We start from the raw sequence: 20,449 nt of genomic DNA, 5'->3' as shown, positions 1-20,449 counted from the left end.
GGTGTGCAGTTCATGCTGGCGGACATGGCGATGAAGCTGGAGGCCGCTCGTCAGATGACGTATGTGGCGGCGGCGAAGTCGCAGCGTGGGGATGCGGATCTGACGTTCTTCGGGGCGGCGGCGAAGTGTTTCGCGTCGGACGTGGCGATGGAGGTGACCACGGACGCGGTGCAGTTGCTGGGTGGGTACGGCTACACGCGGGACTATCCGGTGGAGCGGATGATGCGGGACGCGAAGATCACGCAGATCTACGAGGGCACCAACCAGGTCCAGCGCATCGTCATGGCCCGCAACCTGCCGTGACCACGGCCTGACGTGCCCCGACGGCCGGTCCGGTCAGCCGCCCGGCCGTCGGGGCCGGTTCGTCGCGCCGATGCTAAGTTCCGGAGAATGAGTGAGAAGGAAGAGCAGGACCAGCCCATGAACGACGGGCCCTCGAAGCCGGCGATGCGCGAGGCGCTGGTGGCCGCGGCCTTCGAGCTCTTCCTGGAGCGCGGCTTCGAGCAGACGACCGTCGACGACATCGTCTCGCTGGCCGGCGTCGGTCGGCGCTCCTTCTTCCGCTACTTCCCGGCCAAGGAGGACGTGGTCTTCCCCGACCACGAGCGCAGCCTCGCCGAGATGACGGAGTTCCTGGACTCCGGCACCGGCGAGGAGGATCCGGTCAAGCACGCCTGCGACGCCGCCCGCCTGGTCCTGCGGATGTACGCGGAGCAGCCCTCCTTCTCCGTCCAGCGCTACCGCCTCACCCGCAAGGTCCCCGGCCTGCGGGCCTACGAGCTGTCAGTCGTCTGGCGCTACGAGCACACCCTCGCCGCCTATCTGCGCGGCCGCTTCGCCGACCGCCCGGACGGCCCGCTGCGCGCCGACGTGATCGCGGCCGCGGTGGTCTCCGCCCACAACCACGCCCTGCGCACCTGGCTGCGCTCGGGCGGCGAGAGCGACTGGGTGGCCGAGGTGGACGCGGCGATGGCCTTCGTCACCGGCACCTGGAGCGACCGCCCCGCCGACCGCACCCCGGGTGGCGAGCCCGCGACCGACGACGTCGTCGTCCTGGTCGCCAGCCGCCGGGCCCCGCTCTGGCGCATGGTCCAGGGCATCGAGGGCGCCCTGGAGAACCCCCGCCGCGTCTGAGGGGCCCTCGTCTCTCGCCCGGACGTCGTCGGCCCCGGGGGAGTCACCCACAGTGAGCCGGTCGGGTTGTGGTGGGCGTGCTCCGGCCGACTGATCCTCGCGATAATCACCTGATCTGTATTTCTGCTGGTTATCGCGGCGTTTCTGACGGGGCGTGAGGTCGGCCCGGCGTGGCGTCGGTTGCGACCGGATGCGGAGCGTGGCTGTCTGGGAGCGCGGCAGGGCCGACCGGCGCCGCCGCCCCGACCCCGAACTCCGTGGAGGAGATCTTCATGCGTGCTCTCAAGCGTGTCCTGGCCGTCAGTGCCCTCACCGCCCCGCTCGTGATCGGCTGCGCCGGCCTGGCCTCGGCCCAGGAAGGCTTGGACGCGAACTTCGGCAAGGGGCAGTTCGTCGTCAACGAGCACGGCGCCGGCGTCGCGGACACGAACTCCGTCGTCAACGCCGACGGGCTCCAGCACACCGACTTCTGGATCTGGGCCGACGACTCCGGTGTCTCCGGCGCCTTCGCGGGCGCGGGCGCGACCTGGCAGAAGGGCTGACGACCCTCCCGGTGCCGCTCGCCTGAGGGCGTCCTGAGCGCCCGGCGCGAGCCGGCCGGGCAAGCAGAAGCGGGCCCCCGCCGACCGGCGGGGGCCCGCTCATTGCCGTCTCCGCACCACGGGCAGGACAGGCCTGTTTCGGCCAAACGTTCCTGACTGGTTGAGCGGTGATCGCTTGACGGAAACGCTGCGTGTGCGGTGTGCTGTTCGAGGTTTTGCTCCGCATACCGGAGGGGGCCGCGGGAAGTACCCGCGGAGTTCTCCCCTCGCCCCGTGAGGCTCGGCGACGAGACCTCCACGGCACCGGATGGTTCAGACGCACCGGGGGAGTGCCCGTCAGGGAATCCCCCGTACACCTGCCACCGGTGGCGAGCCCGTCACCACCGGGCTCCGGTGTTTCGATGCGGGGGACCGGTACGGCGGACGACGAGAGATGCCTTCGGGGGAAGAGATGTGTAGCGCCGAGCAGCCACCAGCCGTCGGAGCGACGGCTCCCACCACCCGCGACGGCCGTGCCACGGGCCGGTCGTTTCCCACCCACCACTGGAGGTGACCCGTGTCCATGACCTCTTTCTCCCCCTTGGCCGATCTGGCTGATCCGGCCGATCCGGCCGATCCCCTGACGCGGCTCTCCTCCCGGGCGTACGGCGGCGCCGCCGAGCCCACCCCCCACGCGGGGGAGGGAACCCTCCGCATCGGTGAGATGGTCGACCGGACCGGCGTCAGCGAGCGGCTGCTGCGCTACTACGAGAGCCGCGGCCTGCTGGAACCCTCCCGCACCCCCCAGGGGCACCGCCTCTACCGCGAGAACGACGTCTCCAGAGTGCGGTTGATCCGGGTGCTGATCGACGGGCGCATCAGCACCAAGAACATCCAGCTGCTGATCGACTGCGTCCACGACGGGCTGAACCTCGCCCGGCTCTGCGGTGAGCTGGACGACACCCTCGACCGCGAATTCGAGCGCATCTCCGACGAGATCCGGTCACTGGAACTGACCCGCCGCTACATCGCGGTGCTCTCCGGGCGCATCCCCAGCACCGACTGGACGTTGGCGTCCGCGGCGATGAGCGAGAGCCCCCCGTCGATCACGAACGACTGACCGGTCGTGTAGGCGGCGCCCTCCGAGACCAGGTGGACGATGAGCCCGGCGACCTCCTCGGGGGCGCCGGGCCGGCCCACCGGAACGACCGGTCGGGCCAGCGAGCGGGCGTCGACGCCCTCGGCGTGGCCGTTCATCGGCGTCACCGTCTCTCCGGGGGCGACGGAGTTCACCAGGATGCCGTGCGCGCCCAGTTCCAGGGCCATCGTCTTGGTGAGCATGCCCAGCGCGCTCTTCGCCGCGCAGTAGGAGCTGCCCCCGGCGATCGGGATGTGCTCGTGCACGCTGGTGACGTTGACGATCCGCCCGCCCCGGCCGGCCCGCACCATGGCCCGCGCCGCCTCCTGCGCCAGCCGGAACGGGCTGGTGAGGTCCACCGTCAGCACCCGCTGCCAGTCCTCGGGGCTCTCCTCCAGGAACGGGGCACGGCGGTTCACCCCGGCGTTGTTCACGAACACGTCCAGCCCGCCGGCCTCCTCGACCGCGCCGCGCAGCGCGGCCACCGCCGCCTCCGGCTCCTCCAGCGGCAGGCCGACCGTCCAGGCCCGGACGCCCTCCTTCTCCCGGAGCAGCTCGGCGACCTCCTCGGCGGCCCCGGCGTTGCGGCCGTAGCCGACGACCACGTCGAGGCCCGCCCGGCCCAGGGCGAGCGCGGTGGCCCGCCCGATGCCCGAACTGGCCCCGGTCACCAGGGCGATACGCTGTGTCATCGGACTCCTCGGATGTCGTCGGCGTCACCGCTGCCGGCGCCGCCAGGGGTACGGCCGACGCCGGCGGCATCGGACCGGTCGGTGCCCGCGGACTCGGCGCCGGCGTCCGCCGTGCGGACCAGCAGGTCGTCGTTCAGGTCGACGACCAGCCGCATCACCACCTCGCCGTCCACGACCCGGCTCCGACCGTGGATCATGCGGTTCATCAGCTCGGCGCCCTCCCGCATCGACCTGCGGTGGGTGATCAGGACGTCGAACCTGCCGTCCGCGGCCGTGAGTTCGGCCGCCGCGGCGGCGAGCGCCCGCCCGGTGACCCCCCGGTTCCCGGTGAAGCGCACCGGCGGCGTCCGGCCGTCCGACCACCGCACCTCGTGCGGCGGCACCGGGCCGCCGGTGTTGGCCGCCCGGACGCCCGGGAGGTCCACCCCGGGGAAGTACCGGCTGGTCGCGTGCGGGGCCACGCCCCCGATCAGGTGCACCGCCCGTACGGCGTCCCCGTAGGCCTGGCGGGCCAGGTCGAGGGAGGCCACCGTGCGGTCCCGGTGGGTGCCGATCAGCACCGCCACCGGCCGGTCCGCGTTCTCGGCCGCCACCCGGACCAGGTCCCGGGCGAGGACGTGGCGCACCGTGCCGCCGGGCAGGTGCCGTGCGGACCACGCCAGCCCGGCCTCGCCGCCGTGCACCAGGGTGACCTTGGCGGCGGGGTCGAGCGAGGCCCGCAGCGCGGCCAGATTGCCGATCAGCCCGTCCCCGATGACCACCAGTTCCTCGTACGGCGAGCCGGCCAGGCAGTCGGTCGCGTACGTCACCACCGCCGTCGGCTCGACCAGGGTGGCGGCGGCGGACTCCAGCTTCTCGCCCAGGGGGACGAGCAGCCCCGCGGTGACCGCCGAGGCGGCGATCAGCACCCGCTGCTGGAACAGCCCGTCGACGTTGTGCCCCAGCAGGAACGACGGGTCGCCCGGGTGCGTCGGGTTGACGGCGACGCGGTCCCCGACCGCGACCTCCGTGACCCCGGCCCCGACCGCGACCACCCGGCACGCGCCCTCGTGGCCGATCACCGGCGAGGGATCGTCGCGCAGCCCCCGCAGCATCTGGATGTCCGTGCCGCACAGGCTGACGGACTCGGGGGCGAGCACCACCTCACCCGGGCCCGGCACGGGCGTGGCCCGCGCGGTCACCCGGCTGAGTCCGCCGTGGCGCTCGATCGCCAGGTGTTCCATGTGCGCTCTCCTTCGGTCGGATTCGGTCGGTCGGATCAGGTCTGATTCGGTCGGATTCGGTCGGTCGGCTTCAGGACGTGACGACGGTGAGGAAGCCGTCGGCCATGCGCCGCGCCCCGCGGATGGGGTCCACCTCGCCCGGTCGCAGCACGCGCACACCGGGCCCGGACGGCGTACCGCCCTCGAAGTAGCCGGAGTCCTGCGCCAGCTGGGCGCGCAGCGCGTCCTCGTAGTACGGGCCGAGGCCCTCCGCGACGCCCCCGCCGATGCCGACCAGGTCGAGCAGTGGGTGGGTCGCGCGCAGCCAGCGGAGCAGTTGCGCCACCGGGAAGGTGACGGCGGCCAGCAGGGCCGCGGCCTCCGGATCCCCCGCCGCCAGCCGATCGGCGAACGTGTCGGCCCGGAACCCGGGCGTGCCGAGCGCCTCCGCCACCCGGGCGATGGCCGGCCCGGAGGAGACCGAGGCGAGGTGGCCGGTGCCGCCGCACTCGCAGGGCAGGCCGAGGAGCTGCGGCAGGTGCGCCGGTACGGCGGTCTGCAGGTGGCCGACCTCGCCCTGCAGCCCGTTCGCGTCGACGGCCAGGTCGCGGGTGCGCAGGTCGGCGACCTTCAGCGCGATGCCGCTGCTCACGGTGAGGTAGCCGACCTGCCGGTGGCCCTCGTGCGCGACGGAGGCCGCGAAGTCCGCGAGGGCACAGGTGACGTCGTTGTGGACGTGCCAGCCGACCTCCGGGCGCCGGGCGCGCAGCTCGCCGACCAGGTCGCGCTCCATCCGGGCCTCGCCCCACAGCGGCGCCGAGCCGTGGACGCGGCCGCTGCGGTCGTCCATCGCCGCGCCCAGCGACACCGTGACCCGGCCGCCGTCGGCGGGGGCCGCGCCCAGCAGCTCGTCGAGCAGCAGCTCGGCCAGCTCGTCGGTGGACAGCCGCGGATGGTTCAGCAGGCTGGGAGCGGGGCGGCGCTCGGTGGCCCCGCCGCTGCGGATGCGCAGCCAGGTGCCGCCGACGTCGACGCCGACCTCGGCGGGTGCCTCCCGGGTCACCGCGGGCTCCCCGACGGGTGGCCGGCGACGGGCAGCCGCAGCTCCAGGGCACCGCCCGCCGCAACCGCCGTGACCGTGATCCCGCGCAGGTCGGGCAGCCAGGCGTCCGCGTTCGGGGAGGCGGCGACGGCCGGGCCCAGCCCGACGCACCGGGCGCCCGCGGCCCGCCCGGCCCGCAGGCCGACCTCGGCGTCCTCGAAGACGACGCACTCCGACGGCTCCGCGCCCAGAGCGCGGGCCGCCCGGGCGTACCCCTCCGGGTCGGGCTTGCCGCGGGTCACCGACTCCTCCCCGATCAGCACGACGGGTACGGGCAGGCCCGCCGCCGCCAGCCGGGCGCGGGCGACCCCCTCCGGCGCGGCGGTCACCACCGCCCAGCGCTCCGGTGGCAGCGACGCGGTCAACTCGCGTGCACCGGGCAGTGGTTCGATGCCGTCGACGGCCGAGAGCTGGACGCTCCGCAGCCGTGCGGCCTCGGCCTCCACCTCGGCGGGGTCGGCGAGGAAGCCCGCGAGGATGTCGTGGGCCGTCCGGCCGGGCAGCGCCGCCAGGACGTCCGGGACGGGCAGTGCGCGGCGCACCGCGAGGTCGGTCCAGACCCGCTCGATGGCGGCGGTGGAGTCGATCAGGGTGCCGTCCATGTCGAAGAGGACGGCGCGGACGGCGGCGGACGTGAAGGACGTGAAGGACGTGCTCATGGGTTCACCCCTCGACGGACTGGGCGTGGTGGAAGACGCGGGTCGGGTCCCAGCGGCGTTTGACCGCGCGCAGCCGCGCGTAGTTCTGCCCGTAGTACAGCTCTCCCGCGCCGACGCCCGAGGTGTTGAGGGCGGGGTCGGAGAGGTCGCTGTTCGGGTAGTTGACGTAACTCCCGGCGGTCACCGCGTTGTGGACCGGCACGCCGCCGGTCTCGCGGAAGATGCCGTGGTAGGCGCGCCGCAGCCAGGCGATGTTCGGCGTGTCGTGCGCGGCGTCCTGCCAGAAGGTCTGCACCAGGAGCCGCATGGTCGCGTCGCGCTGGTGGACGGCCGTGTCGCCGGGGGCGGGCCGGGAGATCGCGCCGCCGAGGGCGGCGACGTCGATCCCGGCGGAGACCGACCCCTCGACGGGCTCGGTCAGCGCCCGGTACATCTCGGCCTTCTGGACCTCGGTGAACTGCCCCCGGAAGTTGGCGGATCCCTGCTTGCCGCGCCGGTTGGGGTTGCTGTTCTCGGCGCTGGAGGTGCCGATGAGGCGGACCGAGTTGAGCCAGGGCATCGACTCCCGGGTCACGTGGGAGGGGCCCGCGTCGCGGCCGAGGGTCGCTGCCAGCCGTGCCACGAGGGCGTCGCCGAGCGGCGCCGAGTCCGGGGCCGAGACCTGCATGACCATCCCGATGCCGCCGAAGTCCCGGTGCCGGACGGTCAGCCAGGGGAAGACCGCGTCGTAGGCCGGGTCGTCGGCGTGGTGGCGGGCGCACCAGTCGGCGAACTCGGAGAAGAAGGCGCCGAGCTGGGCCGGGCCGACGCCCTCCCACGGCCAGTCGCAGGTGACGATCTGCACGCCGGCCGGCGGGGAGACGAGGGAGCGTTCCGCCCCGGGTGTCCGGAAGTCGAACCGGGTCACCAGGCCGAAGTTCCCGCCGCCGCCCCCGGTGTGGGCCCAGAAGAGGTCCTTGAGGTCGCCGGTGCTGTTCCGGTCGCAGTAGGTCAGCGAGGCCCGGCGTTGCGCGTCGACCGTGACCACCTCGACGCCGTGCAGGTGGTCGACGGTCAGGCCGTGTAGCCGGGAGAGCAGACCGTACCCGCCGCCCAGCACGTGCCCGCCGACGCCGACCGAGTAGCACACGCCGCCGGGTACGGTCACCCCGTACCGGCGGTACAGGCTGTCGTACACGTTCAGCAGCCGGGCGCCCGCGCCCACCGAGTAGACCCCGCGCCCGGCGTCGAAGGCCACGGCGTCCAGGGAGTTCATGTTGATCAGGGAGCGCACGTCGGGGGAGAGGACGAAGTCCTCGAAGCAGTGCCCGCCGCCGTACGCGGTGAACCGGCGCCCCTGGTCCAGGGCCCGTTGGACGGCGGCGACGGCCTCCTCCGCGTCGCGCGGGGTCAGGATCTCGTCGGGGTGGACGTCGAAGCGGCGGTTGTAGCCGACCCGCAGGGAGTCGTACTGGGGATCCCGGCCCTCCAGCACCACCGGAACCTCCGCCGGGGTACGGGGGGCGGCCTCCGCGGTGGGGGCCGGGCTCGCCGCGGCGGGCGTCTCCCGCAGGACGGTCGCACCCGTCAGTGCCGCGCCCGCCAGCCCCGCGCCGGCCGCCCGGGCGAGGAATCCGCGCCTGCCCAGGCGGTCGGCGCGCGAGCCGCCGCCGGCGGGGGCCGTGTCCGGCCCGGATGCGCCGGTGCTCACCCCTGAGCCTCCGTCCCCGCGCCGAACACGGCCCGCAGGGCCCGCTCGAACGGGTCGAGGAAGGCCCGGATCTCGGGCAGCGGCGCCGACGGCGCGAGCGTGGCGATCCGGTCGACGCCCGCGGCGGCCAGCGCCTCGATCACGGTCGGGTCGTGCGGCACGCCCATCACGGTGATCGGGATCCGGCGGCCCCACTCCTGCTCCCGGGCCTGGAGTTCGCCGATCCGGCCGAGGAGCACCCGGGGCGGAACCGACCCGAAGTCCGGCATCCAGCCGTCGCCGAAGGCCTTGATCCGCTCCAGGGCGCGGGGGCCCGAGCCGCCCACGTAGATCGGCGGGCCCGGCCGCTGGAGCGGGGTGGGCAGCACCACGACGCCCTCGAAGTCGATGTGCTCGGAGTGCACCGTGGTCGGTTCGCCCGACCACAGCGCCCGGACGGCCAGAGCGTGCTCGGTCAGCCGGGCGTTGCGCCGCCGGGGGTCGACCCCGTGGCGCTCCATCTCATCCTCGATCCAGCCGGCGCCCACCCCCACGTCGAGGCGCCCGCCGATGACCCGGTCCAGGGACGCCAGCCGCTTCGCCATGGCGATCGGCTCGTGCTGCGCGAGCAGCGTCACCGCGGAACCCACCCGCAGCGCGCTGGTGGCCGACGCGGCGGCCTGCGCGGCGACGAACGGGTCGTAGGTCTCCCGGAAGCGCCGCCCCAGGGTCGGGGCCTGGGCCGCGAACCGCACCGACTGGTGGGTGTGTTCGCAGAAATACAGGGCGCCGTACCCGGCGTCCTCCAGGTACCGCGCGAGGTCCGGCACCGGGGCCGTGTCGGCGGTCTGGAAAATCGAGATGCTGGTCTTCATGACGCGGACGCGTCCTCCAGTTCGTGCAGGGACAGCTTCAGTGCTCGGATCAGCGAACCGGCGCGGTGGTCGTCGTTGCCGAGGTCGAGCAGGCGGTTGGGCGTGTACGACAGCGAGATGCCGCTGCCGGGCCAGGCGAAGTGCGCGGAGCCGCCGCCGCCGTCGTGGCCGAACATGTCGCTGTCGACACCACCGCGCGGCACCCCCTTGAGGCGGTAGCCGCCCCGCCCGTAGGCGAAGGGGAACCCGAGCGCGGGGTCCTCCTGCCGGACGGACGGCGTGACCGCCGCGCGCACGATCGACGCCCGGGCGATGTTGCCGCGTCCGCCGTCCCGCCGGCGCAGGTCCTCGGCGACCAGGCCGTACATCCGGGCGATGTCCCGGGCCGTGCCGGCGACGTTGGCCGCCGGCACGTAGGTGTCCGCCAGGCCGGGGGAGTTCCAGACGACCGCACCCTGCGGGAACGGGATCGGGTTGGCCCAGATCGCCCGTACGAGCGCGTCCTCGCTGGTGTTGAAGCGGTCGTACTGCGAGGTGAAGGCGTCGTCGTAGCTGACGCGGGCGACCTGCCCGGGGGACCACGCGGTCCAGTCCACGGCGAGCCCGTGGGGCTCGGCGATCCAGGCGCGGAAGACGTCCCGCAGCGTCAGGCCGGTGGTGCGCACAGCGAGTTCGTCCAGGATCCAGCCCATGGTGTACGGGCCGTAGACGAGCCGCGGGGCGGGCACCGGCTTCTGCGCGGCCAGGATGGCGGCCATCTCCCGGGCGTTGCCCAGCAGTTGGTGGTCGACCACCCGGGAGGTGACGGCGGGCAGCCCACCGGTGTAGGTCGCGACGTCGCCGACGGTGACTCCGGACTTGCCGTGCGCCGCGAACTCCGGCCAGTAGTGGGCCACCGGCCGGTCGAGGTCGAGGACGCCCTCGTCGCACAGCCTCAGCAGGATGGTGGCGATCACGCCCTTGGAGCCGGAGAAGATCTGCGCCCGGGTGTCCCGCGTCCACGGCGCGCCGGAGTGCCCGTCCGCCATCCCGCCCCACAGGTCCACGACGCATTCGCCGTAGCGGTGGACGGAGAAGGCCGCGCCGGCCTCCACCTCCCGGAGGTTGGTGGCGAAGACCTCCCGGACCGCCTCGTAACCGGGGGCCACCGAGCCGTGCACGCCGTCGGCCGGCGCCGCGCCGGCCGGGCCTGCCGCGGGTGCCGTTCTGCCGTCGGGCGCCGGTCTGCTGCCGGGGGCCGGTCTGCCGTCGGTGTCCGCCGTCTCGTGCAGGCCCGTCATGCCACCGACCCCTGCCACCGGGCGAGGTCCCGGGCGTAGGACTCCACGAAGGCCACGCCCGCCTCGATCTGCGCCGGCGTCACGTCGTTGACGAAGACGTGGTCGCCGATGCCCCGGGTCAGCGGCAGCCGCTGGAGGCCGTCGCGGTGGCGGACGGTGTCCTCCAGCGCCTTGACCAGCAGCTCCTGTTCCTTCAGCGCGTCGTTCCAGGGGCTCAGCCCGAGGCCGGTCATCACGTCCAGGACGCGGACGGCGTCGTCCTCCGTCATCAGGCCGCGCTCCAGCGAGATGCCGGTGGTGAGCGCCATGTCGATGGCCACGGCCTCGCCGTGCAGCAGCTCGGAGACCGCGTGCATCTCGACGGTCGGGCTGAAGGTGTGCCCGTAGTCGACGCACCGCTCCAGGACGCCCTCCCACAGGTTGGGCTGGAGCTCTTCGAGCATCAGGTGGATGGACTCCTTGATGACGTAGTCGGCGGTCTCCGCGTTCCGCGGGCTCTCGAAGACGCCCCGCAGGTCGGTCAGCGAGGCCTCCTCGACCCGCTCGAACAGCGGGCGCGACTTCACCAGCGCCACCTTGAGGATCTCGGCCATGCCGTTGCTCAGGTGGCGGACGGGGAGCGAGCCGAGGAAGCGGGAGTCGAGCAGGCTGAGCAGCGGCTGCGCGTAGGTGCCGATGCGGTTCTTGCCGTCCAGGTGGTTGACGCCGGTCTTGACGCCGACGCCCGCGTCGACGAGCCCGATGAGGGTGGTGGGGATGCGGACGTACGGGGTGCCGCGGCGGAAGATGCTCGCCGCGAAGCCGACCACGTCGCACAGGACCCCGCCGCCGATGGCGATCACCGGCTCACGGCGGCGGTCGACCCCGAAGCCGTCCATGGCGGCGAGCACCTTGTCCACGCTGGCCCAGTCCTTGACCTGCTCGTGCGCGTCGAGGACGAGCTTGGCGGTCCGGAAGCCGTGCTCGTGGAAGTAGGCGTCGATGGCCGAGCCGTAGATGCGCTCCACCACGGCGTCCACGACCAGCAGCCGCCGGTCACTGGCGCGTCCGGCCGGGCCGGCACTGGTGCGGAGCGCGTCCGAGAGGTACGGATCGTCGGGGTGTAACAGGTCCCGGTGGACCAGGACTTCGTAGCTGACCTGCTTGACCGCGTCGACGGTCCACCGGCCCCCGGCCTCGCGGGCCAGGCGGTGCCGGTACTCCTCAGTGGGGATCATTGATTCCTCCATGACATGACGCGATGGTCTGAAAGTCCGAATTCAGCGCTTTTCCTGGTGCGGGGCAGGACGGACCGACTGGTCCCGCTCATCCGCTCCGGCTCACCGGCCCCGGTTCACCGGCTCCGGGCCGGCTCCTCCACCGGGGGCTCGGCGTCGTTCGCGGCCGGCGGCGGCGTCGTGCGGGCACGGCCGTACCGGGCGAAGAGCACCCAGGCGAGGGCGGCGGCGGCCACGGCGGGCACCAGCGCCGGCAGCGGCAGCCCCTCGGCGGGCCGTCCGCCGTCGAGGTAGGCGCCGCCCACCGCGCCGGCCAGGGCGATGCCCACGTTGAACGCCGAACTGTTCACCGAGAGCGCCAGGATGGGCGACACCTCGCCGGCGTTGGTGGCCACCCAGGTGTTCAGCGCGGGGAAGGTCGAGAAGTACGCGAGGCCGACCAGGACCGTCAGCACCACCGCCACCGGGGTGCTGGTGGCGCCGATCGCCAGCCCGGCCAGCACGACCAGGGTGGCGGTGACGGTGATCGCCATGGCCCGTACGACGTTGCGGTTGGCCAGCCGGCCGCCGGCGGTGTTGCCGACGACCGAGCCGATGCCGTAGACGAGCATCACCCAGACGATCAGCGAACGGTCCAGCCCCGCGCCGTCGGTGAGGAACGGGGCCACGTAGGTGACCAGGGTGAGGGCGGCCATGCCGGTCAGCGCGGTCACCGCGACACCGAGCAGCAGGGGCGCCCGGCCCAGCCCGCGCAGCCCGGCGGACCGGTTGCCGGAGGCCCGCTCGGCCGGTGCCTCGTCGGGCGGGAAGGTCAGCGCCACGGCACCGAGGCTGATCGCGGACAGCACCGCCACCAGAGCGAACGCCGCCTGCCAGCCCACGTGTTGACCGAGCAGCACCCCGATCGGCACACCCAGCACGGTGGCCAGGGACAGGCCGAGGGTGATGCCGGCCGCCGCCGACGCCTGTTTGCCGGGGCGCGCCAGCCGCATCGCGGTCGTCATGAAGACGACCAGGACGGTGGTGTGCACGAGACCGGTCAGCACCCGCGCGGCCAGCCCGACGGCGAAGGTCGTGGCGGTCGCGGCGAGCACCGAGCCCGCCAGGTACACCACGAGCGACCACAGCAGCAGCCGCTTGGTCCGGGCCCCGTCGAGGAACAGCGTCAGCAGCGGCCCGGCCACCGTCACGGTGGCGGCGTACGCCGTCACCAGCAGCCCCGCGGACCCCTCGGTCACCCCGAGGCCGTGCGCGATGTTGGGCAGGATGCCCGCGACCACGTTCTCACTCGTGCCCAGGGCGAACGCCCCCACGATGAATCCGGCGAACAGAAGCCGCCGGCGCGTATCCGCTAACGCCGTCTGGTCCATGATTCGACCCTAGGACCTGACATCGTGTGAGCATGGAGCCCGTTCAGCGGTGATCCCCATCACGCGGTCCAGGTCATCCCGGCCGGTCGCACCGCGTCCGCAGCAGGCGCCGAGGACGCGAGATGCGGGTCAGGACTCCTCCTGACCCGCATCGTGGTTCACCGCTCCGGTGGGCGTGATCCCGGCGTCACCGGTGCTTCCGGCCCCGGTGGTGGTGGCGCCGGCGCGCGTGGTGGTGGAAGCGGTGGCGCCGTCGCCGCCGGCCGGCTCCGGACGCCGACGACCCCGACGTCCTCGCCCCGGACTCCTTGGCCCCGGACTCCTTGGCCTGGGACTCCTTCGCTCCGGACTCCTTGGCCTCGGACTCCTTCGCCCCGGAGGACGGGGACGAGTCGGAGGAGTTGTCCTCCGATCCCGCGGGCAGCACGTCGATCCGGCCCATCTGGCCGTGCGAGGAGTGCACCATGTGGTGGCAGTGGTAGACGTACTCGCCCGGATAGGCGCCCCAGGTCATGGCGATCCGGACGGCCTCGCCCGGGTGGATCGTGACGGTGTCCTTCAGCCCGGCCTCGGCCGGGCCGACGGGCACCCCGTCACGGTCCAGCACGCGGAACCGCACCAGGTGGGTGTGGAAGGAGTGCGGGGCGTGGAAGACGCCGGCCGGCTTGCGGGTGAGGTGGTTGCGGATCGTCCAGATCTCGCTGCTGCCGAGGGTGGTCCGCACGTCGGTCCGGTTCGGGTCGTACTTGCGCCCGTTGATCCTGGTGTCCGGGAAGGTCGTCAGGTCGAACTCCCGGTGCACCGTCGCCTCCGGGATCGGCGGCAGGGTGGCCAGGACGTCCGGCACCCGGCTCTGGTCCTCGGCCGCCCGGGTGATGTCGAAGCGCAGCACCTCGGAGCGCTCGCTCTCCAGCGCGGCCGTGTTCTCCAGCACGATCGACGTGCCGACCGGGTAGCGGGCGAAGTCGACCACGATCTCGGCACGCTCCGCACCGGCCAGGGTCAGCTCGTTCAACTCCACCGGCCCGGCGAGCAGTCCGCCGTCGGAGGCGATCTGGTGGAACGGCGTGCCGTCGGCGAGGCGCACGGAGATGTGACGGTTGGGCGAGACGTTGAAGACCCGCAGACGGTACCTGCGTGCCGCCACCTCGAAGAAGGGCCGCTCCTTGCCGTTGACGAGCATGTGCGGGCACTCGTACGGGTCGGTGTAGATCAGCCGGCCGTCGGCCTCGATCCGGGCGTCCCGGATCAGCAGCGGGATGTCGAACTCGCCGTTCGGCAGCGGCAGGCCGCTCTCGTGCGGGTCGCTGAGCAGGTAGGCGCCGGCCAGGCCGCGGTAGACGTTCTCGGCCTCCAGCTCGTGCGCGTGGTCGTGGTACCAGAGCGAGGCGGCCACCTGTTCGTTGAGGTAGCGGTACTCGCGGGTCGCGCCGGGCGCGATGAGGTCCATCGGCAGGCCGTCGTACTGAGACTGCACCTGGCCGCCGTGCAGGTGGACGGAGGTGTGCACGCTCAGGTCGTTGGTCTGGTGGATCACCACCTCCCGGCCCATGACCGCCCGGATGGTCGGACCGGGGAAGCAGCCGCCGTAGGTGCGGACGGTGGTCTGCAGCCCCTTGACGATCTCCACCTGGGTCTCGGCCATCCGCAGCTGGTACAGGTCCGAGGTGTCCGTCCGCGACGCCGGGCTCAGCACCGGGGGCAGCGGCATGGCGTGTTCGAAGGGGGCGATCCGGGCGGTCGACCGCTCGGGCCCCGACGCGGCCGGGGCGGCCGGGGCGGCTGGCAGTGTGAGGGACGAGGCCCGGACCCCGCCCGGTGCGCGGTCCCAGGTGCGGTCCCACGGGAGGAGGGCCGCCGGGCCGCCTATGGTGGCGGCTTTCAGAAGGTCTCGTCGGTTCAGCATTCCCGGTCTCTCTGTCCAGGACTCGGCGGTCGGTTCGCCGCCGGGCAAGTGGTCGTCGGTCGTGGCTTCCGGCGGCCCTGCTCGGTGGCCGCCGCGCCCACGACGGCGCGCGGGCCGGGCGTGTCGGACCGTAGCGCCATTGCCGCGCTCCGTAACCGCCCGTTCGCCCAGTATCAGCGAGCTCCGCGCGCTCTGCATCGCGACCGCACCCGCCCGGGGCCGGGCCCCGGGAACGGCCTGCGGCCAGGTGGCGCGGGTGTCGGCCCCCGCCCGGATCCACCGTCAGGGGTGGGCCGGTGGCGGGACGAACGGCCGAATGGAGGAGCGGAGCCATTGGGGCGGCGGCTGTCCGACGGCGGCAAGCGGCACCCCGGACGGCACCGCGGGGCGATCGAGCCCTACGACGGGCTCGATCGCCCCGACTCGGAGGCGGACCGGTTCGACTGGGCGCGTCAGGAGCCGGACGACGCCCAGGTGCCCAGGGACATCTCGGCGGTGATGCCCGGGCCGAACCCGGCCAGCAGCCCCTGGTGGCCGTCGAGGGCCGACTTCTCGTCGAACATCCGGGCCAGGGCGTCGAGCACGACCGCACTGGCGATGTTGCCGTACTGCGTGAGGGTGGCCCGGCTGAAGCGGAACGCCTCGGGCGGCACCCCCAGGAAGTGGCTCAGGTCGTCCAGGATCCTCGGGCCGCCGGCGTGGACGATGTAGAAGTCCAGCGTGCCCACGTCCCACTGGTGTTGCTCCGCCACCGCGCGCAGGGCCGGGCTGAGGGGCTCCATCGTCCCCGGCACCCGCTTGTCCAGCTGGAAGTGGAACCCGGTGGAGCGGACGGCGTAGGAGATCCACTCCTCGGTGTGCGGGATGAGGTACGAGCCGTTGCGCTCCAGGCGCATCCCGGTCCCGCCCTCGCCCCGGACCACGGCGGCGGCGATCCCGTCACCGAACAGGCCGTTGGACAGCAGCGACCCCACACCCAGGTCCGTGGGCTGGTAGCACAGCGAGCAGAACTCGCAGGCCACGATCAGCACGTTGGCGCCCGGATAGGCCGAACAGAAGTCGTGGGCCCGGTTCACCGCCGCGCCGCCGGCCGCACAACCCAGTTGGGCGATCGGCAGCTGCCGGGTCTCCGGCCGTAAGCCCAGCTTGTTGATCAGCCACGCCGTGAGCGAGGGCATCATGAAGCCGGTGCACGACACGTAGACGATCAGGTCGATCTGCGACGGCTCCACTTCGGCCTGTTCGAGGGCCTTGACCACCACCGCCGGGACGCGGGCCTTGGACTCCGCCTCGAAGACGGCGCTCCGCTCGTCCAGCCCCGGGTGCTTCAGCACCGTCTCGATGGGCTGGATCAGGTGCCGCTTCTGCACTCCGGTGTTCTTGATGAGACGCAGCGCCAGTTCGAGCTGCGGATGGTCGGGGTGGAGCTTGCGCGCCAGTTCGAGGGTTTCCTCGTTGGTGATGACGTGCTCGGGCACGGCTATCGCCGGTTTGCACAGAACTGCCATGGGACTTCCTCCTGACGGGTGGTGTTCCCGGTGCGGCCCTGGCGGGACGGGGATTCACCACTCGACGGCAGCCGCTGCGAGAGCGAGCCGGACACGCGGAGACGGCGCGGTCGGCGGGACTCACCGGGCGGGACCCAACACGGCGGCAGACGAGCCGGCAGGGCGAGGATCGGATGCTCGCGGTGCGGGCGGTCGTGCTGGCCGCAAGTTGGTTCGGGCCACTCAGCCCAATTTACGGAAGGTGTGCCCATCGCGCACGTCGGCCCGCACACCCCGGGGTGTGCGGGCCGACGTACGCGATGGTGCGGGCGGGCGCCCGCAGGGTGGGGGCACCGTCACCAGGTGACCGGCAGCGCGAGCGGGTAGCGCCAGATCGACGTGGTGTTCCACGGCAGCTCCGCGGCCGGCTTCGCCAGCGCGATCCCGGGGAAGCGCTCCAGCAGGGTCCCGAGGGCCACTTCGAGTTCGGTGATGGCCAGCGGTGCGCCGAGACAGTGGTGCGCGCCCCAGCCGAAGGTCATGTGCGAGGGCGTGGTCCGCTCCAGGTCCAGCTCGTCGGGCCGGTCGAACCTGCGGCCGTCCCGGTTGGCCGTCAGGTAGGAGACGTGCACGATGTCCCCCGCCCGGATCGTCACCCCGCTCAGCACCACGTCCTCAAGCGCCACCCGGGGGATGCCGACGCCCTTGCGGAAGGGGATGAAGCGCAGCAGCTCCTGGAGCACCTGGGGCAGCGACTCGGGCCGCTCGCGCAGCGCGGTGCGCACCTCGGGCCGGGTGAGGATGGCGTACGAGAGGTTGCCGAGCTCGTACGTCGTGGTGTCCTGGCCGGTGATCAGCAGGACCATGGCCATCACGGTGAGTTCCTTCTCGTCGAGGACCTCGTCGCCGTCGCGGGCCGTGGCCAGCGCGCTGATCAGGTCCTCGCCGGGGTTCCTGCGCCGTTCGGCGGTGAGCTCGGCGAAGTACGCCCGCATGTCGGCCTTGGCCCGCACCGCGTTGGGCTTGTTCTCCAGGCTCACGTTCATCATCGTCCGGGCGTTGGCGCGCAGCTGTGCGCTGTCGGCCTCGGGGATCTCCAGGACCTCGCAGATCGTGATCAGCGGGAGCGGATGGGCCAGGTGCTCCATGAGGTCGGCCGGGGGGCCCTGGTCCCGCATGCGGTCGAGCAGCTCGTTCACCACGCGCTGGGTGCGCTCCCTCATCCGCTCGATGTGGTCGGGGGTGAAGCCCTTGGACACCAGGCTGCGCAGCCGGGCGCTGGCGGGCGGGTCCATGACGTTGATCGCCTCGGCCTGGACGATCGGCTCGGGGGTCATGCGCGGGAAGTCCCGGCCGACGATGGCGTGGCGGCTGAAACGCCGGTCGGTGGTCACCGTGCGCACGTCGTCGTACCCCGTGACGAGCCAGGCCTCCTCCGTGCCGTAGGGGAGGCGGATGCGGCTGACCGGTGCCTCGTTCATGAGCTGCCGGAGCGTCGGGTCGAATTCGAGGGCCTCGGCGAAGTCGAACGGGCAGTTCCGTGCGCTGGAGCCGGTGGACATGTGGACCTCCAGGTCTGGGCCGTGCGGGCCGGATGTGAAGGCGGACGGAAGATGCACCGGTACCCGATCGGTCGTCCGCGCACACCGGTGGACGTGCGAGACCGCCGGTAATTCATCCGGGCCGATCAGCGGGGGCGAACTCGCCCTCCTCGCCCCGTCGGCCACGGGGCTGGTCACGGGAGTGGTCACGTGACTGTCCGGGAAAAGCAGAAGACCCCTGATGAACAGGGGTCTTCGCTGGTGTCCGAGGGGGGACTTGAACCCCCACGCCCGATAAAGGGCACTAGCACCTCAAGCTAGCGCGTCTGCCATTCCGCCACCCGGACCGGGTGTCGTCCTCGCGGCTTCCGATCTCTCGTCCGTCGCGCTGACAGATGTAACTGTAGCAAAGATCGGCTTGGGGTCCCAAAACGGCCCGGGGCGGGGGAACGGGGTGGTGGCGGGGGCAAGGGTCGGTGTGTGGCGGGGGCGTGACCAGGGGGTTTCGGGGTTGTGCGGGGGGTGGATCCCGATCGGGGGCTGGGGGAGGATGGGCGGACGTGCTCGTACGGCCCGGGTGCAGGTCCTGGGGGTGGCGCGCTGGTGCGTCGGTGCGGGCCCAAGACGAGGAGTGACCGTGAGCGAGCGGAGCGAGTCGGCGGCGCCGAAGGTGACGGCTGAGTCGGAGGTCGCCGAGATCTGTCGCGATCTGATCCGGATCGACACCAGCAACTACGGTGACGGGTCCGGCCCGGGCGAGCGCAAGGCGGCCGAGTACGTGGCCGAGCAGCTCGCCGAGTTCGGGCTCGAACCGCAGATCTTCGAGTCGGCCAAGGGGCGGGCCTCCACGGTGGTCCGGATCGAGGGTGAGGACCGGTCGCGTCCGGGCCTGCTGATCCACGGGCACACGGACGTGGTGCCGGCCAACGCCGCGGACTGGACGCACGACCCCTTCAGCGGCGAGATCGCGGACGGCTGCGTCTGGGGGCGCGGCGCGGTTGACATGAAGGACATGGACGCGATGACCCTCGCCGTCGTCCGCGACCGGCTGCGCACCGGCCGCAAGCCCCCGCGCGACCTGGTGCTGGCCTTCGTCGCCGACGAGGAGGCGGGCGGCACGTACGGGGCGCGCTTCCTGGTGGACAAGCACCCGGAGCTGTTCGAGGGCGTGACCGAGGGCATCGGCGAGGTCGGCGGCTTCTCCTTCACGGTCAACGACCAGGTGCGGCTGTACCTGGTGGAGACGGCCGAGAAGGGCATGCACTGGATGCGCCTGACGGTCGAGGGCCGGGCCGGGCACGGCTCGATGGAGAACGACGACAACGCGATCACCGAGCTGTGCGAGGCGGTCGCCCGGCTCGGCCGGCACCAGTTCCCGCTGCGGATCACCAAGACCGTCCGGGCGTTCCTGGACGAGCTGTCCGACGCGCTCGGGGTCAAGCTGGACCCGGAGAACATGGACGAGACCCTGCGCGTCCTCGGCGGCATCGCCAAGATGATCGGCACCACGCTGCGCAACACCGCCCAGCCGACCATGCTCGGCGCCGGCTACAAGGTGAACGTGATCCCCGGTCAGGCCACCGCGCACGTGGACGGGCGCTTCCTGCCCGGCTACGAGGAGGAGTTCCTGGCCGAGCTGGACAGCGTGCTCGGCCCGCGCGTCAAGCGGGAGAGCCTGCACTCGGACCGGGCGATCGAGACCGGCTTCGACGGCGCCCTGGTCGAGGCGATGCAGACCGCGCTGCGGGCGGAGGACCCGATCGCCCGTGCGGTGCCGTACTGCCTGTCGGGCGGTACGGACGCCAAGTCCTTCCAGGACCTCGGCATCCGCTGCTTCGGCTTCGCCCCGCTCCAGCTGCCGCCGGAGCTGGACTTCGCCGGGATGTTCCACGGCGTGGACGAGCGGGTGCCGGTGGACGGGCTGAAGTTCGGCGTCCGGGTGCTGGACCGTTTCATCGACGCCTGCTGAACCCCCGCGGCCTGCTGATCAGGCGACTGGGTCGGCCCGCTCCCGGAGTGCCGGGGGCGGGCCGACCGCATTGTCCGAGCGCATGATTGTGGGACGGGTTCAAGGAGATCAACAGAACCGATTCTCCTATGCCATTCCAAGCCGACCGTCTGTGCGAAGCCTCACCGTTGCGGGTGAATGGGAAATCTGTTCCGTACCCCGTTTGCCGCAGCGTCGTTCACTCCTGTGTAGCCCGCCGAACGGGTTGCGTTGTTCATACAGGAGGAATGATGAAGGTCAAGAAGATCGCCGCTGTCGCCGCCGCCACGGGTGGCCTGGTGCTCGCCGCCGCCGGTGTGGCGTCGGCTCACGGCGGTGCCGGCGCCCAGGGTGTGGCGGCGGGCTCCCCGGGTGTCGTCTCCGGCAACCAGGTCCAGGTCCCGGTGCACGTCCCGGTGAACCTCTGCGGCAACACCATCAGTGTGGTCGGCGTGCTGAACCCGGCGTTCGGCAACCACTGCGCCAACTTCTGAGTCAACCTCCGGGCCGCTGAGGCCTGTTGAGCCGACTCATTCCGGCCCCCGGGCGGCGGACGCGCCGCACCGGGGGCCTTCGCGCGTGCCCGGCGGCCGGGGCTCCGGAAGGGTGCGATCGCTCGATCGGGTGAAGCCGCTTCGTTCGGCTCAACCTCCCCGTTGGCCCCTCGTT

18 protein-coding genes and 1 tRNA gene are annotated in these 20,449 nt (G+C 72.5%); 6 read left to right on the top strand and 13 right to left on the bottom strand.

Features of this window, described 5'->3' with window-relative positions; translation table 11 throughout:
- The 4 genes from RZ50_RS23575 to RZ50_RS23560 form a co-directional block, all read left to right on the top strand.
- A partial coding sequence (locus tag RZ50_RS23575) for an acyl-CoA dehydrogenase family protein (RefSeq protein WP_256463757.1) occupies positions 1-303 on the top strand: 303 nt, incomplete at its 5' end.
- A gap of 144 nt (positions 304-447) precedes the next feature.
- Positions 448-1,134 (top strand): TetR family transcriptional regulator, encoded by a 687-nt coding sequence (locus RZ50_RS23570; RefSeq protein ID WP_196949607.1) that lies wholly within the window; start codon positions 448-450, stop codon positions 1,132-1,134.
- A 272-nt stretch (positions 1,135-1,406) separates the two neighbouring features.
- The gene (locus RZ50_RS23565) at positions 1,407-1,676 is read left to right on the top strand and encodes a hypothetical protein (RefSeq protein WP_196949600.1); all 270 of its coding nucleotides are present in this window, start codon (positions 1,407-1,409) and stop codon (positions 1,674-1,676) included.
- Positions 1,677-2,238: 562 nt separating this feature from the next.
- Positions 2,239-2,775: a MerR family transcriptional regulator gene (locus RZ50_RS23560; RefSeq protein WP_196949601.1), complete on the top strand. Its 537-nt coding sequence runs from the start codon at positions 2,239-2,241 to the stop codon at positions 2,773-2,775.
- Here the strand turns inward: RZ50_RS23560 and RZ50_RS23555 are convergent.
- From RZ50_RS23555 to RZ50_RS23495, 13 genes are all read right to left on the bottom strand, one after another.
- Positions 2,679-3,485 (bottom strand): SDR family oxidoreductase, encoded by an 807-nt coding sequence (locus RZ50_RS23555; RefSeq protein WP_196949602.1) that lies wholly within the window; start codon positions 3,483-3,485, stop codon positions 2,679-2,681. The two genes, RZ50_RS23560 and RZ50_RS23555, sit on opposite strands and share 97 nt — an antisense overlap.
- Complete coding sequence (locus tag RZ50_RS23550) at positions 3,482-4,708, bottom strand: alcohol dehydrogenase catalytic domain-containing protein (RefSeq protein WP_196949603.1); 1,227 nt, start codon at positions 4,706-4,708, stop codon at positions 3,482-3,484. The genes RZ50_RS23555 and RZ50_RS23550 overlap by 4 nt, the downstream gene beginning before the upstream one ends.
- 70 nt (positions 4,709-4,778) lie before the next feature.
- The gene (locus tag RZ50_RS23545; RefSeq protein WP_196949604.1) at positions 4,779-5,750 is read right to left on the bottom strand and encodes an ROK family protein; all 972 of its coding nucleotides are present in this window, start codon (positions 5,748-5,750) and stop codon (positions 4,779-4,781) included.
- Entirely contained in the window at positions 5,747-6,448 is a 702-nt protein-coding gene (locus RZ50_RS23540; protein ID WP_196949605.1) for an HAD-IA family hydrolase, read from the bottom strand. Before RZ50_RS23540 ends, RZ50_RS23545 begins: the two co-directional genes overlap by 4 nt.
- Positions 6,449-6,452: 4 nt before the next feature.
- Complete coding sequence (locus tag RZ50_RS23535) at positions 6,453-8,138, bottom strand: FAD-binding oxidoreductase (RefSeq protein ID WP_217680806.1); 1,686 nt, start codon at positions 8,136-8,138, stop codon at positions 6,453-6,455.
- Positions 8,135-8,992, bottom strand: a complete 858-nt coding sequence (locus RZ50_RS23530) for a TIGR03619 family F420-dependent LLM class oxidoreductase (protein WP_196948011.1) — start codon at positions 8,990-8,992, stop codon at positions 8,135-8,137. The genes RZ50_RS23535 and RZ50_RS23530 overlap by 4 nt, the downstream gene beginning before the upstream one ends.
- Positions 8,989-10,272 (bottom strand): serine hydrolase domain-containing protein, encoded by a 1,284-nt coding sequence (locus tag RZ50_RS23525; protein ID WP_196948010.1) that lies wholly within the window; start codon positions 10,270-10,272, stop codon positions 8,989-8,991. The genes RZ50_RS23530 and RZ50_RS23525 overlap by 4 nt, the downstream gene beginning before the upstream one ends.
- Positions 10,269-11,489, bottom strand: a complete 1,221-nt coding sequence (locus RZ50_RS23520; protein ID WP_196948009.1) for a sedoheptulose 7-phosphate cyclase — start codon at positions 11,487-11,489, stop codon at positions 10,269-10,271. The genes RZ50_RS23525 and RZ50_RS23520 overlap by 4 nt, the downstream gene beginning before the upstream one ends.
- Before the next feature lie 116 nt (positions 11,490-11,605).
- Positions 11,606-12,802, bottom strand: a complete 1,197-nt coding sequence (locus RZ50_RS23515) for an MFS transporter (protein WP_196948008.1) — start codon at positions 12,800-12,802, stop codon at positions 11,606-11,608.
- A gap of 244 nt (positions 12,803-13,046) precedes the next feature.
- Entirely contained in the window at positions 13,047-14,765 is a 1,719-nt protein-coding gene (locus tag RZ50_RS23510; RefSeq protein ID WP_196948007.1) for a multicopper oxidase family protein, read from the bottom strand.
- Positions 14,766-15,217: 452 nt separating this feature from the next.
- Positions 15,218-16,273, bottom strand: coding sequence for a type III polyketide synthase (locus tag RZ50_RS23505; protein ID WP_196948006.1), 1,056 nt, complete (start codon positions 16,271-16,273; stop codon positions 15,218-15,220).
- 335 nt (positions 16,274-16,608) lie between these two features.
- Positions 16,609-17,814, bottom strand: coding sequence for a cytochrome P450 (locus tag RZ50_RS23500; protein ID WP_196948005.1), 1,206 nt, complete (start codon positions 17,812-17,814; stop codon positions 16,609-16,611).
- Positions 17,815-18,052: 238 nt separating this feature from the next.
- Positions 18,053-18,140 (bottom strand) — tRNA-Leu (locus tag RZ50_RS23495).
- A 290-nt stretch (positions 18,141-18,430) separates the two neighbouring features.
- On the opposite strand from RZ50_RS23495, the gene RZ50_RS23490 reads away from it, so the two are divergent.
- Complete coding sequence (locus RZ50_RS23490) at positions 18,431-19,762, top strand: M20/M25/M40 family metallo-hydrolase (protein WP_196948004.1); 1,332 nt, start codon at positions 18,431-18,433, stop codon at positions 19,760-19,762.
- Between the two features lie 269 nt (positions 19,763-20,031).
- On the top strand, positions 20,032-20,274 hold the full coding sequence (locus RZ50_RS23485) for a chaplin (protein WP_374199976.1): 243 nt from the start codon (positions 20,032-20,034) through the stop codon (positions 20,272-20,274).
- The last annotated feature ends 175 nt before the right edge of the window (positions 20,275-20,449 follow it).

Source organism: Kitasatospora sp. SUK 42, assembly GCF_015776785.2.
Lineage (GTDB): Bacteria > Actinomycetota > Actinomycetes > Streptomycetales > Streptomycetaceae > Kitasatospora.
Note: the sequence above shows the minus strand (reverse complement) of the source record. Positions and strands in the feature narration are given on the sequence as shown.